This is a genomic window from Bradyrhizobium sp., assembly GCF_049798375.1.
In the GTDB taxonomy this organism is placed as follows: domain Bacteria; phylum Pseudomonadota; class Alphaproteobacteria; order Rhizobiales; family Xanthobacteraceae; genus Bradyrhizobium.
The window spans coordinates 1-16,075 of the sequence record NZ_JBARGP010000180.1 but is presented as its reverse complement, the minus strand read 5'-3'; the positions used below and the strand labels follow the sequence as shown (position 1 = coordinate 16,075).

The following is a 16,075-nucleotide window of genomic DNA, read 5'->3' as shown; positions in this document are numbered from 1 at the left end:
CCATGCAGAACGAGGACACTGATCTGACGGTGCTGGAACAGCGGCTTCGCACTTCCCTGGCAGCATCATCGGCCGCGCGGCTCACCGACACGCCGGATTTCCCGCTCGCCTTTGGTGTCGAACTGCCGGACGGCCTGCGCTCATCGCGCGGCAATGTCGGTATTCGCTTCTCCGATTTTGCCATCGAGGGCATCACCGCCGTGTGCGTCGACCCGCAGCGGTCGAGCATCGAGGGCAACCGCGCCAGCCTGTCGTTGGCTTGGGACGAGCTGCGCGTCGTCGGCCGTTATATGCTGACGGCCATGCCGGTCCCCGTGATCACGATGGACACCGCCGGATCACTGCTGGACTACGATGATAACGACGTGCAGCCGGCCGGAGCGCCCGCCGTGACGCCGCTCGATCCGGCGCAACAATCGGCCATGCTCGACCAGGCGCGACAGCAGCGCACGCGGCTGATGGACACCCCGAACGGGGCTCAACTGCTGAACCACTATAATGAGCACAACGAGACCTTCAACACGGTGTTCGCGACCAGCCAGGCGGCGCGTGCGGCCTGGGCTGCGCACGGCGCGACCAAGGACATGGCGATCCACACGCACGCCGCGCTCGATCCCAACGATCACCAGACGACGATCGTCAATCCGCACGAAACGGATGCGACATTCGGCACGCAGAAGGTCAGCTACAATCAGAACGCCTTCGTGCAGCAGCTGCAGATCACGGTGAACACGATCGCGGCGGACCCGAACTTCAATCCGTTCGATCCGAACGCGAAGCCGGATCCCAACAGCAAGTTCACCAAGGCCGCCATTGCCGCGCTGACGTTCAAATCAGCCGTGGGGCAGACCGGAAATTCGAAGAGCAATACGCATCCGATGACCGGCGAGCAGGTGCACGGTTCGGTCAAGACCGGCAGCCCGCCACCGCATGCGACCTTGGACGAGCTCAATAACGTCATCCAGCAGGGCGTGCAACCCGGCGGCGGTGCGGCCGCTGTGGCGATCGAGCGCAACTGGCGGGTGCTCGACGAGGACGATCGACGTTTGGTGCGGCGCCACCTCTATGCAACGAGCAAGGAGCGGGCGGAACGCGCCGAAGCGAGCCCGGATACCTTGTGGTCCGGTGCATGCGGTGCGCGCATCGCGGGTGCCTCTGCCCAGATCGAGCTCGAGTTCGGAGCGGACGCTCGCGTACTGTCCTCGACGATCGAGCTGCCGGCATTCGAGTTCGAGCTCGACGATTCGGCTTGGAGCGGCGCGGCCGCCGAGATCGCCCGGGAGCGCCTTGGCGCGGTGTCGTTCATCCGCAGTCTTCTGCGCGAGCGGATCGAGACCGGACTGGGCGAACAGATTGCAAGTGCCGCACGCGCAGCTGGCCTTCGATGAACCTGGTCATCTCAGCGGACGGCAACGCGGTGCAGCCGCTGCGCCTGGCTCAGGTGCGCAGCGCGCGGGTCGTCGAGCGCATTTTCGACGAGCTGTTGGCGGAAGACATGAAGCTGTTCCGGCGCGAGCTGGATGCCGCACTTGCGCCGCAGGCCGCCTATCTCTCGGAGACCGAGCTCGAAATCTACCGGCGCGGCAAGAAACTGCGCCCGGCGATGCTGATCCTGTCAGCGCGCGTGGTGCACGGTGACGCACCCCTTCCACGCAAGGTCCTGATGGCGGCGGCTTCGCTCGAGATGTTGCACGTCGCGACGATGATCCATGACGACATCATCGACGACGCGCTGGTACGCCGAGGCCTAGCTTCGGTCAATGCAAGGCGTGGCGTCAATGCGGCAATCCTGCTCGGCGACATGCAGTTCGTGCAGGCGATCCGGACCTTCGTCGATACGATCGAGGTCCAGTCGGAAATGGAGCTGGTCAAGCTCGTCCTGGATACGGCATTCCGGATCTGTGCGGGGGAATTGGACGAGTTGCAGACCGATCGCAAACTGGCGCCGGAGGCGCTGCGCGCCCGCTATTACGAGGTCATCGAGCGCAAGACCGCGATCATGTTCGGCCTCGCCTGCGAGACCGGCGTGTCGCTGGCCAAAGCGCGCACCAGCGATGCGCGGCGCATTGGCTTTTATGGCCGCCGCGTCGGCCGCGCTTTTCAGATTATCGATGATCTGTTGGATTTGCTGCAGGACGAGGCCGATTCCGGCAAGCGGCGCGGCATGGACATTGCGCGCCGCTGCTTCACGCTGCCGATCATCTACGCGATGGAAGAGTTAGGGCCGAACCATCTGTTGTCCCGCGTGATGCGCGGTCGCGCCTGCAGCGAGGATGAGTTGCAGGTCTGTATCGATGCGGTCACACGCTCGGATGCGATTGCGCGCGCCTATGCCGATGCGCGTCTCGAGGCGATCGAAGCGCTCACCTATCTCGAACCGTTTCCCGACAATCGATACCGGCGTGCGATGAAGGACATCGCGCTCTTTACCGTCGACCGGGATTTTTGATCGATCCGGACCGGAGTGAAATCCATGTCAGTGCTGTTGCCGTTCATCTTCAACACCCTCCGTACGCGAGCGATCGACCCTCACAACAAGCGGTTCTTCCTGCCGACCGTGCTGGCGGGAATTTCCGGCAAGAATTCCCACGGCAAGCTGATCCCGATCGAGCAGGATTCGTGGTCGATCGGTCCCATCACCGGCCCGGCCGGTGCCACCGTGACGGACAGCTTCATCAACAACTGGGCGACGTTCCTGGAGAAGGTTCAGAAGGTCGATCTTTCCAACCAGTTTCCGATCGCTGATCCGCGCTCGCCGTCACCCGTTCTCGAGATGGGCGACGGCGGCAAGACGAAGATCGTCATCAATGGCCTTCAGAATGTATTCGTGGAGCCCAACCCGACCTTCGTGCCGAACGCGCAAGGATACCACGTCAACCTGGCGCTGCAGTTCAACCATTGGGACGGCTCGGCCGGCCGCCCCAACATCCCCCAGCTGTCGATGTCCGGCCCCTACCAGTTGAGCCAATCGCTGTGTCTCGCCAATAACGGGGCTAGCGTTTGCAATGGAAATGCGAGCACCGACATCCACGGCGATGGGACGGTGGCGCTGAATATAACGGACGCCTTCGTCGACGCGCAGGTCCAGCTCTCGCTCGCAAGCCACGGCAGCGCGGGGCGTGAGGCCAAGGTCACAGTGCTGAGCCTTCTGGTTCGCGGCGCTGATCCGTCGACGCCGCCGACGATCGACGTCACGGGCCTGACGATCGGCGCCTCGGTGTCGGATTTCCTCAAGAACGTCTGGAAGACGGCGGCCCTCAACGCAATCCAGAGCGATGACGGGCGCGCAGGTATCTTCCGCAACCTCAATGCCGCGCTCAACGAGGCCAGCAATCTCGCCTCGTTGTCGCAGCAGATGACCACAAATCTTGCCTCGGCTCTCGACAGCGCGTTCGGCGCGACCAAGGGTACGCTGCCGAACACGCAGGCCGCAGCTACGACCAATCCGATCGATCGTTACATCTTCGATCGCGTCGGATACGCCGTGAACGAGCCGACCAGCGCTCTGTTCCTGCCGCTTCTGCTTTGCAAGAACGACAATCCATCGCTCAGCCCGCTTGTGGTCGCTCAAGTCGGTTTGCCCGACTTCGACATCGTGGGCGCGCATTTCCAGCAGGGAAAATTGTTGAAGCTTCATTTCAACGGCTTGACCAACGTCAAGGCGGCGCAATCCGACATGGTGCTCGGCAACAGCAAGTTTCAATTCGATGCCGCGCTCGGCGGCTGGAATCCGCCGCCGCGCGTGAGCTGTGCGGCCGGCATTCCGGCGCCCCCAGCGACGGGGACGTCGCAATTCGTGGTCAGCGCGCAGGGCATGCCGACACCTCTGACCGGTGACGTCGGCGTGACGGTGAACGGCGCGCGTCTGAAGGGGACATGCAGCGTGTCGGGCACGAGCGACGCAACCATGGACATCACCGTCCATAGCCTCACTCTGGTCATACCCGATCTCGCCGGCGGCATGCAGATCAACCTCAACATCGAATCCGCGTTCAAGAATTTCATCAATTCAGCGATCAATACGTCGGACAACCATAAGCGGATCATCGACAACGTTAATTCGACGCTGTCACAGCACTATCAAGATATCGGAAAAGAGGTGACGAAGTTCGCGCGCGACGGGATAAGTCGTTCACTGCAGTGAACGACCGGCTGCGGATGCGATAACGTCGCCGCGTGGATTTATCTCGCTGGTGCCAACGGCGCCTGGGAATGAGGGGACGGCAGGAATGCCATACCCGTATTTCCGCTTCATTGCCTACGAAGTACCGACCGTGCCATTTCCGAACGCCGGCGAGGGGCCGTCTGCGACTTCGCACCTGGCGAAGATCAACGGTTACATCATGCGCAATGACGGCACTACCAATCCGGAGCGGCGCGACGCTGACGCGCAGCGCGTCGAGGGGGCAAGGACGTCGAAACGGTGCTGGTGGACGTGTTTCACAAGACCGAACAGGAAGCCGAGACGATCCGAATGGTCTGAAGAGAGCCTGCTCTGCCACCCAGGCGCTGTTCGCAATGTGACGCTGACGCTGCCAGGCACCCGTCAGAAACCCTGCGCCTGTGCGAGCTCGGCGGCCCAGCCGTGCAGCCCTGCGTCGTGTGCGTCGGCTTGGGCGCGCTGCAGGGCATTGCGGGCGCGGTTAAGTACCGTGTCGACGGCATCCGATAGCGCGGCGTCATGCTGTGGGTGGCGCATATGCGGTGATGTCGTGGTCCATGCGATGTCCCAACCCGCGGGGCGGGCGTCGGTCAGCGCCAGTCGAGCGCAATTGTCTTGCCCGCTGACGCTGTCATCATCGATGTCCTGGATGTCGTCGATCATGCGCCACGCGGCGCAGAATGCGCTGAGTGCCGACGCGACCGACGCCGCAACCCGATGGCCGCGTCGCGCGGCCAGCATGCGCGGCGCCGCATGCCACAGCGCGATCTGGCGTTCGAAGCGCGCCAAATGATCGTCCAACGACGCAGCCGGTGCGCGCGCATGAACGCTTTCCAGATAGGTATCGGCGAGCTCAGCGGATGAGGCGTCATCCGCAAGCGCGGCCATCATCTCCTGCCAGGCGATACTGCGAAACTGCAGACGCATGATGTCGGTCGGCAGTTGGGCATCGCAGAGATGGTCGTCCCACAGATGCAGCATCAGCGCGAGCGCATGGACGCGGACGGCGGCTTGTCGGCTGTCCGGATCGGGCGCGAGCCAATGCAGGAACGACCATACCGGCTGATAGAACAGGTCGATGAACCTGCGCCCGGGTCCTGGATATCCTCTGAGAACGCGGGCCGCGTCGTCAGCAAGCGTGGGCGGCAATCGTCCGGCGATGCGCCAGATCTCGGCTTCCAGGGTATCGGCCAGTGCTTCGGTCGGCGGAGTCCGGGACACACGGCCGAAATCGATCGCGGTCCAACGTGACGGCTGCGTCACGGCGAGCGGACTAACAAAAGGAGCTGATGTGGTCACAATCCCTCCGGGACGATTGCTGTGGTGGCGGGGCCTTGCCGGTACAGCGTGAAGCCCAGTTGCTCGGCCTTGGCGCGAAACGCCGCATTGCATGCAGCCGCGCGCGCATCATTGGACGCGACATCGGCGCGCGTTCCGAGCCTGTTCCAGAACAGGCCGAGCAGGCCGACAGGGTCGCCGTCTGGCAGCCGTACCGCAAGGGCGGGCGCGAAATCGTGGGCGATGGCGCAAGCGCCGAGCGCGTCGAGCGCCGTGACGGCCGCCGCACTCGCGCGGGGCAGCAATGGACTGATCCAACGCACGCCGCAGCCATCGCGGTCGGGATCTGCATCCGCCGGCGGCTGCCTGCCGGTCAACGTGTAGGCGCTGGTCAATCCCTCATGCCCAGTCGGAGGCAGGTCGGCAACTGCAACGGATGCCTCCATGCTGTGCATGACGGCCGGAAGTGCTGCGAGGCGCCGCTGCGCCCGTGCCTGGCGCCAGGCCATCTCGCTTTCATCTTGTGCCCATAAATTGAATGCGAGCAGCCAGGCATCGTGCGTGCGGTCACCGGCATGGGGAAACAGGCCTGGACACTGCAGCCGTAGACGCGCGCCGTTCAGCAACTCGGACTGCTCGCTGCCATCGTGATCGGCCGCGTGCTGCAGGGCCAATTCGAGGGCGGCCGCGAGCGCATCGGCGCCATCGGCGAGAAGCGCCCAGGCGAAGCTGCGCAGCGCCGGCGCTTTGCACAATTGAAATGACCCTTGCAGCGCCACGGCGCCATGCGGAAGTCGCGCAGCGTTGCCTCCGCTGGACGTGCATAGCCGATCCAGCCATGCGATGCGTCCATCGGAACAGGCGAACTTGATATTTGTCAGACGTCGCGCGGTCCAGCCATATGGACCTTTGCCGAAGCCGCCGGCCAGCGCATTTCCCACGACGGACGCGTTGGGACCGGCCCCGATCTCGGGCGACAGCCACGCCGGCTTATCTGAACGTAGCCACGCGCCAAGCGCGCCGAAGGTGACGCCGGGCTGCAAGGTGACTTGGCCATTCTGTTCGTTGAGGGCACCGATGTCGTTCAGCCGCTGGAGGCTGAGCACGACGGCCGGCGGCTCGGGCGGCTGGCGCGAGCCATATCCCCAATTGTGTCCGAGCGACACGGTGTGAATGGGCAACTGGTTTCGATGGGCGGCGGCGAGGCAGCGGCAAGCCTCGAATTCGTCGGCCGGGAAGATGATCGCCGCGACACCCCCGGAGCGACCGCAGCAAGCGCGATCTGCGGCAGCCAGGGCTGGCCCGTCGGCAACGACGTGGTCCGCGCCGAGAATCGTACGCCACTCCACCAGAGCGCGCCCGAGCTTGCTGGATGGCAGATCACTCATGGCCCGGTTCGTCCGCAAATAGGCGCGCGCACATTGCATCTTATAGATGGAATGCTGAATGCCTACAACTCGCAGCGGCCGCAGAACCGGTCGACGGCTTGGACCATTCTCAGGATGGACTGCGGCCCGTCGCGATGGGAACGATGGAGGAGGGCGCGCGAGCAAGGCCGCAGACGGGTCAGGAGGAGAAACGGACGCACCCTGGCGTCGAATCGCGGCGCGATCTCGAGTCGAATCGCCGCGCTGAAGGGGGAGCTAAGCCATTGAAAACATGGCGCGAGAGACGGGGCTCGAACCCGCGACCTCCGGCGTGACAGGCCGGCGCTCTAACCAACTGAGCTACTCCCGCGCAATCGCGAAATCCCGCGGAGGACCCGGGACTTAAAGGGGGCGACTCTCGAAGTCAAGGACAATGAAGTCCGCCTGTGGGAAGTCCGGCTCGTTGCTAACGATCGCGCAAAAATGGAGGCCAGCCGAGATCCTCCGCCAGCAGCGGACCATCGCGTCGGCGTCGCTGCGGGTGGTTTCGACGACCTCGATTGCGACGAGAGCAGCCATCGCAGCGCAACAGAAAGGCCGCCGAGGCGGCGGCCGCATCACCAGCAGATTTGTCGAAATCCGGGATTTTAGCGGATAACCATGTTGTCGGAGCTGGTGACGACGACCGGCTTGCCGGCCTTGATCACGTGAGCTGCGGTCTGGCTGTTGTCGGCGATACCGGTGCGCGCGGCGATCCCGAAGGCCGTTACGGCGATGCCGGCCACCAGCGCCACCACCACGATCTTCACGTGGGTCGCCCGATCAGCGGAATGGAAAGAGTGGTTCATCTGAGCCTCCCGGCGTCTCAAGGCGCCGCTTTGTTGGTTACAGACATACCGACCGTTTGTTTCGTTCCGGTTTCTTCGATTCCTCAAAATGGTTTCGTCGGGTTGAGGAATTCGTCACTGCAATCGACGGTGCGCTCTGCGCTGCACGGCCTTGCCGGGCGCCCGGCTTCGTCGGAAGCTCGACCCGGGCGCGGCGTTCGCGCCCGGGAGAGAAGCAACAATGACAATCAAGAAAATGACGCGTCGGGCGCTGCTCGGCGCCGCGGCCGCCGGCATGACCGTGACACTGGCCAAACCGGCAAGGGCGGCCGAATTCGAGTTCAAGCTCGGCGTCAATACGCCGGAAACCCATCCGCTCACCATCCGCCTGACCGAGGCCGCGCATGCGATCGCGGAACAATCCGCCGGCCGCTTGAACGTGACCGTGTTTGCCAACAGCCAGCTCGGCGGCGACCCGGAAATGCTGTCGCAGCTGCGCGCCGGCGGCATCGAGCTTCTGGCCGCGCCGTCGATGACGCTGTCGATCCTGGTGCCGCTATCCGGGCTGCCGAGCATCGGCTTCGCATTCCAATCCTACGACCAGGTCTGGGCAGCAATGGATGGCGGCGTCGGCGATGTCGTGCGCGGCGCCATCAGCAAGGTCGGCATCGTGCCGATGCACAAGGTCTGGGACAACGGTTTCCGCCAGATCACCTCGTCGTCGAGCCGGCAGCTCAACGGCATCGATGACCTCAAGGGCTTCAAGATCCGCGTGCCGGTGACGGCGCTGTTGACGTCGCTGTTCTCTGGGCTGGGGGCGCTGCCGGCGAGCATTTCCTACAGCGAGCTCTATTCTGCGCTGCAGACCCACATCGTCGAGGGGCAGGAGAACCCGCTGGCGCAGGTCTCGACCGGCAAGCTCTACGAGGTGCAGAAATACTGCGCGCTCAGCAATCATTGCTGGAGTGGTTATTGGATCATCGGCAACCGCCAGGCGCTGGCCGGCCTGCCGCCCGAGCTGCGCGAGATCGTCAATCGCAATTTCGACGCCGCCGCTGATAAGGAGCGCGCCGATCTCCTGACGCTGGAGCGCTCGCTACAGGCGGACCTCACCGCCAAAGGCATGGTGTTCAACACGCCCGATGGGGCACAGTTTCGCGCCGCGCTGGTGAAGGCCGGTTTCTACGGCCAGTGGCAGAAGACCTATGGCGCGGAAGCCTGGACGCAGTTGGAAAAGTACACGGGCAGGCTGAGCTGATCTCCGCGAGGCCTGCTGCGGATTTGACATGCGTGCCGGCGTCTCAATGCATCACCAAATCCGCAACTGATCGAATTCCTCTCGGGTGATGCGCGTCGGCAACAACAAATAGCTGATCGCGGCTGATTGCCGGCGCGTTTGATCTACTCTTGAACGATTATAAGAACCATTCAATTGGTGGAATCTTCCACTATCACCTAACCGTCATTCCAATTGCAGGTCGCTCGTCTCGCGACCTGCTGGGGATCTAGAGCGGATTGGGTGGCGCGTGAGCTCGTTTGGCTTGTTGCGGATTGCCGCATTGGCAACCGTGTCTGCAGTGGTTTTGTTGCCGAAAATGTCTGCAGCGCAGTCGGCTTCACCGGAGACGTCTGCTTTGCAGGACCTGCCGCCGGTGAACGTCGAGGCGCCGAAGCAACGGCCTGCGCGTAACGAATCGTCCACCGCGGGCCGCAGCAGCACGGCCAGCAAGCGATCAGTGGCGCGCAGGACGCAGACTCCGCCGGCTGTGGCTGACTCAGCGAGCCAGTCTAACGGTAGCAAGCAGAATGCGGCGCCGGGCACTGATCCACGTGGGGCCATCAACGGCTATGTCGCGACCCGCTCGATGAGCGGCACCAAGACCAATACGCCAATCATGGAAACGCCGCAGGCAATTTCGGTGATCGGTCGAGAAGAAATTCGTGACCAGAAGCCGCAAAGCCTGGCCGAAGCATTACATTACGCGCCTGGGGTCAACTCTCAGTTTTTCGGGTCCGACGTCCGGAACGACTGGTTCAAGGTCCGCGGCTTCGACGCTCAGGATGTCGGCTTCTTCATGGACGGGCTGCAACTTTTCTCGACGGGCTTTGCGACGTGGAAGCTACAGACGTGGGGACTCGAGCGCATCGATATTCTGCGCGGCCCATCAGCAGTGCTGTATGGCGGGAGCGGCCCCGGCGGCATCATCAACGCCATCAGCAAGGTGCCGTCGTTTGCTCAGTCGAACACCGTCGAAGCGGGCATCAACTCGTTTGGCAATGCCTATACCGCATTCGACCTCACCGGCCCGTTCATGACTGCAGACGGACCGAGCAAGGAGCTTGCCTATCGGGTGCTCGGATCGGTCCGAAACGGCGGCACTCAGACCGACTTCACGCCTGACAACAGCTATTTCATCGCGCCGTCCTTCACCTATCAGCCCGACCTCGACACCAAGTTTACGATGCTGGGCTCCGCGACAAAGTACGACACCCGGCCGCAGAGCTTTCTGCCCTATATCGGCACCGTGACCGACGCGCCGTTCGGCAAGATTCCGACCGGTCTATACGCCAGCGATCCGGCTAACGATAAATTCAGCCGCGAACAGAAGATGATCGGTTATCAGTTCGAGAAGAACATCACCGACAGCCTGACGTTCCGGCAGAACGCCCGTTTTGCCCATGACGACGTCACCCTGCATCTTCTACTCGGCAACGGCTATGTCGGAGGCGACCCATCGACTGCCCAATTGTCGCGCTTCAACAGTTTCAATCACGACGTCTCGAACCAGGCCAATCTCGACAACCAGCTCGAATACCGTTTCAATACCTACGGCATCCAGCACACCGCACTGGCTGGCGTCGATCTGAAGGATTATCGGATCGACGACCTACAGACCTTCTCGTTCGGGACGGATCCTGCGCTGAACCTCCTGAACCCTACCTACGGTTATAACGGTGGAACTCCGACTACGCCGTTCTTCAACCGCACCATCACGCAGAAGCAGGGTGCGATATATGGTCAGGAGCAGATGAAGATCGGCAACTTCACCCTGGTCTTCAGCGGCCGCAACGACTGGGTCAATACAGATCTGGACAATCACATCGGCGCCAGCCTGAACCGCGACGACAGCCGCTTCAGCGGCCGCGTCGGCGCAATCTACAACCTTGATGCCGGTGTTGCGCCTTATATTTCCTATGCGACCAGCTACAATCCGATTATCGGCACCTTTACGAATAAAGCTGGTGCGACCATCTTGAACCTGCCGGAGACCGGTCAACAGACCGAGGTCGGCGTCAAGGTCAAGCCGACTTGGCTGGACGGTTATTTCGCTGCCGACGTCTTCGACTTGAAGCGTCAGAACGTCCTGACCGCGGATCCGAGCAATGCGCTGCAGTCTATCCAGCAAGGCGAGGTTACTTCGCGCGGTGCCGAACTCGAAGGTGTCGCCAACATCACGCCGGAGCTGAAGGTCAGGGCCTCCTACACCAATTTCCGGATATTCGTTAGCAAGGACACCAACCAAGCAATCATCGGCAACGCACCGACCAACACGCCGAGCGAGATCGCGTCCGTCTGGGGGGACTATACGTTCAAGTCCGGCTGGCTCCGCGGCTTCGGCCTCGGCGGCGGTGTTCGCTACAACGGGCATTCCTACGCCGACCAGGCTAACCTGAACGAGGTGCCGTCCTTCGTCGTCGGCGATGCGGCGCTGCATTACGAGATCGACAAGTGGCGCTTCGCCCTCAACGTCACCAACATTACCGACAAGATCTATGTTGCAGGATGTAGCTCGGTCACAGCCTGCTTCTACGCTGACCGCCGCCGTGCGACCTTGAGCGCAGCTTACACGTGGTAGTGCAACAGCGCGCCTTGCAGATCGGGCAGGGTGCGCCGCATCGTTACCTCGCCCGCTCAATATCCGCGTGGATGAAGTGGGCCGCCCAGACGAACAACAGGGCGCCGAGCACAGTCGTAGCTGCGGCCGACAGTAGCGAATAGCGCACCGCGGCGGCGCCGTAAGTCGGAGACAGCGCGTCGTTGATGAGCCCGACCGTGAGCGGGCCGACGCCTTGGCCGAAGCAGGTCGCGGTCAGCAGCGTCATGGCCGAGGCCAGCGCCTCCATGCTCGGCCGCACCACGGTCTGGCGATGGCGAAGATCGGGCCGAGATGAAAGCCGAGCAGGAATGACGTCAGGGCCGGCGTCGCGATCATGATGGTGAAGCTCTGCGTCAGCATGCACAGCACGAACACGGGGCCGGCGAGCGCCGACATCAGGGCTGGCGCCCATAATTTCCAGCCATCATCGTTGCGGCTCATTCGCGCCACGACGATGCCGCCGACCAGGGTGCCGGCCATGCCGGCCAATCCCTTGAAGGTGCCGGCAAAGGTCCCGATCTCGCTGCTCGAGAGATGGGGGCGCCGCGACTTGCACCGGCGCCATCGCGGCTTCAGCCAGATCGACCATGGTTTTCCTCGCCAACCCGTTTGTTTTTGTCGTTGGGATGGTTTTGCTGGATTCTTGCACAATAACGCGTTTACGCTTCGCGAATGTAGTTGCCGGCTTCGAAGGTGACGGGGCTGGGCGGCCGTGTCGAACGATACACCGATCGGGTCGCGGCCGGCGGCAAGCGCTTCCAACTGGTCTGAGAGCATGCGCCGGATCATCATGATACCGCGATCACTCTGGCCGAAATGCTCTTCGGATGGGATCGTCATCGGACCCTGGCCGACCCGGGCTTCATAATCGCCGGGGAAGCGTTGATGCTCGTTCTCGGTCATCTCCGACTAGAATTTGCCGTTGAACTTGGAGCGCATGCGGCCGATATCGCCGGCATTCTTCACCCGTCCCGCGACGTAGATGCGGAAAGACGTGTCGTCGATCGGCAAGGTCCAGCCGATCGATTCGACGCGGGCGAACTGCGGGCACGACCCGCAACGTCGGCAGCGCGGCCTCCGTGACCCCGTAGAACACGCGGCCATCGTCCTGCCTGCGGATCGAGCGCACCGTGACTCCGCGCGGCGACATCTCGAATGTCACCTCGGGCATCGAAGCCATCATGTCGGTGAATTGCGGGCTGCTGAAGGAGCCGTGCAGCACCGGCACGTGCCAGGGATCGACCACGTTCTCGAAATGCTGAAGCCAATTGCAGGGGATGATCGCCGGCCCGCAGCCGCCAAGCGATGTGGCGTCAGCCTCGACGAACTCGCCGTCATCCATGCTCTCCAGGCGATCGTGAGCGGAAGCACCGGGCGTTTCTCGGCCGGACCGAGAAAAGCGAAGATCAGCCCGTAGCGCTCCTCGACCGGGTACCAGGGTTGCCGCACCTTGTCCTTGAACGCTCCGCCGTTCGGTTCGTAGGGCTGCTCCAGGCAGTGGCCCTCCGTGTCGAACTTCCAGCCATGATGGCAGCAGCGGATGCCGTCATCCTCGACCTTACCGTAATAGAGCGTGGTGCCGCTATGGCAGCAGCGGGCGTGCAGCAGGCCGGCGCGGCCGCCGCGGTCGCGAAACAGCACGAGATCCTCGCCGAGAATGCTCACCTTCCTGGGGACATCGCTGGCATCGGAGGTAAGCCCGACCGGATGCCAGTGGGGGCGCAAGAGTTCCCCCATTGGCGTGCCGCGGCCGACCTGGTGAGTTCCAGCCGCCTTGACGGCGGCTTCATGGCATAGCCTGCGCCGAGGGATGAGCGTGGCGCGGCTGGCCCAGGCGGTCGGCCAGGACAAGGGGCAGATCAGCCGGGCACTGGCGGATTGGTGGAACGCAAGCTGGTCTCGCGCGTCGTCAATCCGCCGGGCAATCGGGAGGTGCTGGTCAGCCTGACCCGGTCGGGACTGGCGGTCCATGATGTCATCGTCGCCGGGGCTCTGGAGCGCACCCAGCGCCTGTGGATGGCCTTGGCGCAGACGAGTTCGCCGCCTTGATGGCGCAGCTCGAGCGCCTCACCAAGCGGGCGGAAGAGATGCTCGCTGCCAAGCGTGACTTGAGCTGATCTGCATCATGGGAAGAGGCGCCATGACGCGCCGGCACTGCTCCAGGTGGATCGCCAACCCCATGGTGTGTCTCGTTTTCCGCAATGTGGGGAGGGATGCGAGCGTCAAGATAGCTTGTCTTGCGCGGCTTGGTGCGCTGCGCTAAGGCTCAGAACAATTCCAATGAAGCGAGTCTGTGGCCGGCCCGAGGTCGCAGAGGAAAGTTGGCGCCGATGACCGGCATCCTACAAGACTATCTTCCTCTTGTCGTGTTCATAGGTGTCGCAGCCATCATCGGGCTGGTGCTGTTGATCGCGCCCTTCGTGGTGGCGTTCCAGCAGCCGGATCCCGAGAAGCTGTCGGCCTATGAGTGCGGCTTCAATGCATTCGATGACGCCCGGATGAAGTTCGACGTGCGCTTCTATCTGGTCGCCATCCTGTTCATCATCTTCGACCTCGAGGTCGCGTTCCTGTTTCCGTGGGCGGTGGCCTTCGGCAAGCTCGGCGCCGCCGGCTTCTGGTCGATGGTTGTGTTCCTGGCCGTGCTCACGGTCGGGTTCGCCTACGAATGGAAGAAAGGCGCTCTTGAATGGGATTGAGCCCGACCACGCCCGCGTGCGGCCCGGCGATCGCGCCGGCGCCGAAAGGCATTCTCGATCCCTCGACCGGCAAGCCGATTGGTGCGACCGACCCGTTTTTCCTCGAGGTCAATCACGAGCTGTCGGACAAGGGATTCTTTACCGCCGCTGCTGACGACCTGATCATCTGGGCGCGCACCGGCTCGCTGATGTGGATGACGTTCGGCCTGGCCTGCTGTGCGGTCGAGATGATGCAGGTCTCGATGCCGCGCTACGACGTCGAGCGCTTCGGCTTCGCGCCACGAGCCTCGCCGCGCCAGTCCGACGTGATGATCGTCGCCGGCACGCTGACCAACAAGATGGCCCCGGCGCTGCGCAAGGTCTACGACCAGATGCCTGAGCCGCGCTACGTCATCTCGATGGGCTCCTGCGCCAATGGCGGCGGCTATTATCACTATTCCTACTCGGTCGTGCGCGGCTGCGACCGCATCGTGCCGATCGACATCTACGTGCCGGGCTGCCCGCCCACGGCGGAAGCGCTGCTCTATGGCGTGCTGCTGCTGCAGAAGAAGATCCGCCGCACCGGCACCATCGAACGCTAAGGTTTTACGTCATGGACGACGCCAAGCTCGACGCCCTGGGGCAGACGATCGTGAGCGCGCTTCCGGGCGCCGCCCTCGGTCATTCGGTGGCCTTCAACCAGCTCACGGTTGATGTCGAGGCCAGCAAGATCGTCGAGGTGGTGAAGTACCTCCGCGACGATCCGAGCTGCCGCTTTATCAACTTCACCGACATCACGGCTGCTGACTATCCGTCCCGCGAAAAGCGCTTCGACGTGATCTATCACCTTCTGTCCCCGACCCTGAACGCGCGGATCCGGCTCAAGGCCCAGGCCGACGAGACCACGCAGGTGCCGTCGCTGATCGAGGTGTTCCCCGGCGCCGACTGGTTCGAGCGCGAAGCCTACGACCTCTATGGCGTGTTCTTCGTAGGCCATCCCGACATGCGCCGTCTCCTCACCGATTACGGCTTCGAGGGGCATCCGCTGCGCAAGGACTTCCCGACCACCGGCTTCCTCGAGGTCCGCTACGACGACCAGGAGAAGCGGGTGGTGTACGAGCCGGTCCGGCTCAACCAGGAATTCCGCAAGTTCGACTTTTTGTCTCCGTGGGAAGGTGCCGATTATCCGGTGCTTCCGGGGGATGAAAAAGCGGGACCGAAGGTCTGATCATGAACGAGCAACCCGAAAATCTCCGCAACTTCACCATCAATTTCGGACCGCAGCATCCGGCGGCGCATGGCGTCCTGCGTCTGGTGCTGGAGCTCGACGGCGAGGTGGTGGCGCGGGTCGATCCGCATATCGGCCTGCTTCATCGCGGCACCGAGAAGCTGATCGAGCACAAGACCTATCTGCAGGCGATTCCGTATTTCGACCGGCTCGACTACGTCGCGCCGATGAACCAGGAGCACGCGTTCTGCCTCGCGGCGGAGAAGCTGCTCGGCATCACGGTGCCGCGTCGCGGCCAGCTCATCCGCGTGCTGTACTGCGAGATCGGCCGCATTCTTTCCCATCTGCTCAACGTCACCACGCAGGCGATGGACGTCGGCGCGCTGACCCCGCCGCTGTGGGGTTTTGAAGAGCGCGAGAAGCTGATGGTGTTCTATGAGCGCGCCTCGGGCTCGCGCATGCACGCGGCGTTCTTCCGCGTCGGCGGTGTGCACCAGGATCTGCCACCGAAGCTGATCGACGATATCGAGGCGTGGTGCGATCCGTTCCTCAAGGTGGTCGACGACCTCGATACGCTGCTCACCGGCAACCGCATCTTCAAACAGCGCAACGTCGACATCGGCGTGGTACCGCTGAAGGAAGCCTGGGAGTGGGGCTTCT

Annotated in this window: 14 protein-coding genes, 1 tRNA gene and 2 pseudogenes; 10 read left to right on the top strand and 7 right to left on the bottom strand. The window is 63.0% G+C overall.

Features of this window, described 5'->3' with window-relative positions:
• Positions 1 to 2: 2 nt before the first annotated feature.
• Genes WA702_RS07595 through WA702_RS07585 form a run of 3 tightly spaced genes read left to right on the top strand, consistent with a single transcriptional unit; the run spans position 3 to position 4,144 of the window.
• Positions 3 to 1,388, top strand: coding sequence for a hypothetical protein (locus tag WA702_RS07595; protein WP_425109912.1), 1,386 nt, complete (start codon positions 3 to 5; stop codon positions 1,386 to 1,388).
• Positions 1,385 to 2,449, top strand: a complete 1,065-nt coding sequence (locus WA702_RS07590) for a polyprenyl synthetase family protein (RefSeq protein ID WP_425109911.1) — start codon at positions 1,385 to 1,387, stop codon at positions 2,447 to 2,449. The genes WA702_RS07595 and WA702_RS07590 overlap by 4 nt, the downstream gene beginning before the upstream one ends.
• Positions 2,450 to 2,473: 24 nt before the next feature.
• On the top strand, positions 2,474 to 4,144 hold the full coding sequence (locus tag WA702_RS07585) for a hypothetical protein (RefSeq protein WP_425109910.1): 1,671 nt from the start codon (positions 2,474 to 2,476) through the stop codon (positions 4,142 to 4,144).
• Positions 4,145 to 4,546: 402 nt separating this feature from the next.
• On the opposite strand, the gene WA702_RS07580 is transcribed toward WA702_RS07585, so the two are convergent.
• The 4 genes from WA702_RS07580 to WA702_RS07565 all read right to left on the bottom strand — a co-directional run bounded on the left by WA702_RS07580 (position 4,547) and on the right by WA702_RS07565 (position 7,655).
• Positions 4,547 to 5,461, bottom strand: coding sequence for a hypothetical protein (locus tag WA702_RS07580; protein WP_425109909.1), 915 nt, complete (start codon positions 5,459 to 5,461; stop codon positions 4,547 to 4,549).
• Positions 5,458 to 6,828, bottom strand: coding sequence for an FAD-binding oxidoreductase (locus tag WA702_RS07575; RefSeq protein WP_425109908.1), 1,371 nt, complete (start codon positions 6,826 to 6,828; stop codon positions 5,458 to 5,460). The genes WA702_RS07580 and WA702_RS07575 overlap by 4 nt, the downstream gene beginning before the upstream one ends.
• 272 nt (positions 6,829 to 7,100) lie before the next feature.
• A tRNA-Asp gene (locus tag WA702_RS07570) sits at positions 7,101 to 7,177 on the bottom strand.
• A gap of 277 nt (positions 7,178 to 7,454) precedes the next feature.
• Positions 7,455 to 7,655 (bottom strand): hypothetical protein, encoded by a 201-nt coding sequence (locus WA702_RS07565; RefSeq protein WP_425109907.1) that lies wholly within the window; start codon positions 7,653 to 7,655, stop codon positions 7,455 to 7,457.
• A 220-nt stretch (positions 7,656 to 7,875) separates the two neighbouring features.
• On the opposite strand from WA702_RS07565, the gene WA702_RS07560 reads away from it, so the two are divergent.
• Both WA702_RS07560 and WA702_RS07555 read left to right on the top strand, forming a co-directional pair.
• Positions 7,876 to 8,892, top strand: coding sequence for a TRAP transporter substrate-binding protein (locus tag WA702_RS07560; protein WP_425109906.1), 1,017 nt, complete (start codon positions 7,876 to 7,878; stop codon positions 8,890 to 8,892).
• A 283-nt stretch (positions 8,893 to 9,175) separates the two neighbouring features.
• Positions 9,176 to 11,491 (top strand): TonB-dependent siderophore receptor, encoded by a 2,316-nt coding sequence (locus WA702_RS07555; protein WP_425109924.1) that lies wholly within the window; start codon positions 9,176 to 9,178, stop codon positions 11,489 to 11,491.
• A 43-nt stretch (positions 11,492 to 11,534) separates the two neighbouring features.
• On the opposite strand, the gene WA702_RS07550 is transcribed toward WA702_RS07555, so the two are convergent.
• The 3 genes and pseudogenes from WA702_RS07550 to WA702_RS07540 form a co-directional block, all read right to left on the bottom strand.
• Positions 11,535 to 11,738, bottom strand: coding sequence for a hypothetical protein (locus WA702_RS07550; protein ID WP_425109905.1), 204 nt, complete (start codon positions 11,736 to 11,738; stop codon positions 11,535 to 11,537).
• Positions 11,735 to 11,992: a hypothetical protein gene (locus WA702_RS07545; RefSeq protein WP_425109904.1), complete on the bottom strand. Its 258-nt coding sequence runs from the start codon at positions 11,990 to 11,992 to the stop codon at positions 11,735 to 11,737. The genes WA702_RS07550 and WA702_RS07545 overlap by 4 nt, the downstream gene beginning before the upstream one ends.
• Positions 11,993 to 12,171: 179 nt before the next feature.
• Positions 12,172 to 13,302, bottom strand: a pseudogene (locus WA702_RS07540) (Rieske 2Fe-2S domain-containing protein).
• A 91-nt stretch (positions 13,303 to 13,393) separates the two neighbouring features.
• On the opposite strand from WA702_RS07540, the gene WA702_RS07535 reads away from it, so the two are divergent.
• From WA702_RS07535 to WA702_RS07515, 5 genes and pseudogenes are all read left to right on the top strand, one after another.
• Positions 13,394 to 13,561, top strand: a complete 168-nt coding sequence (locus WA702_RS07535; protein WP_425109903.1) for a hypothetical protein — start codon at positions 13,394 to 13,396, stop codon at positions 13,559 to 13,561.
• Positions 13,562 to 13,842: 281 nt separating this feature from the next.
• On the top strand, positions 13,843 to 14,208 hold the full coding sequence (locus tag WA702_RS07530) for an NADH-quinone oxidoreductase subunit A (protein WP_425109902.1): 366 nt from the start codon (positions 13,843 to 13,845) through the stop codon (positions 14,206 to 14,208).
• On the top strand, positions 14,199 to 14,789 hold the full coding sequence (locus tag WA702_RS07525) for a NuoB/complex I 20 kDa subunit family protein (protein ID WP_425109901.1): 591 nt from the start codon (positions 14,199 to 14,201) through the stop codon (positions 14,787 to 14,789). The genes WA702_RS07530 and WA702_RS07525 overlap by 10 nt, the downstream gene beginning before the upstream one ends.
• A gap of 11 nt (positions 14,790 to 14,800) precedes the next feature.
• Complete coding sequence (locus tag WA702_RS07520) at positions 14,801 to 15,415, top strand: NADH-quinone oxidoreductase subunit C (RefSeq protein ID WP_425109900.1); 615 nt, start codon at positions 14,801 to 14,803, stop codon at positions 15,413 to 15,415.
• A 2-nt stretch (positions 15,416 to 15,417) separates the two neighbouring features.
• A pseudogene (locus tag WA702_RS07515) lies at positions 15,418 to 16,075 on the top strand (NADH-quinone oxidoreductase subunit D); the annotation flags it as partial.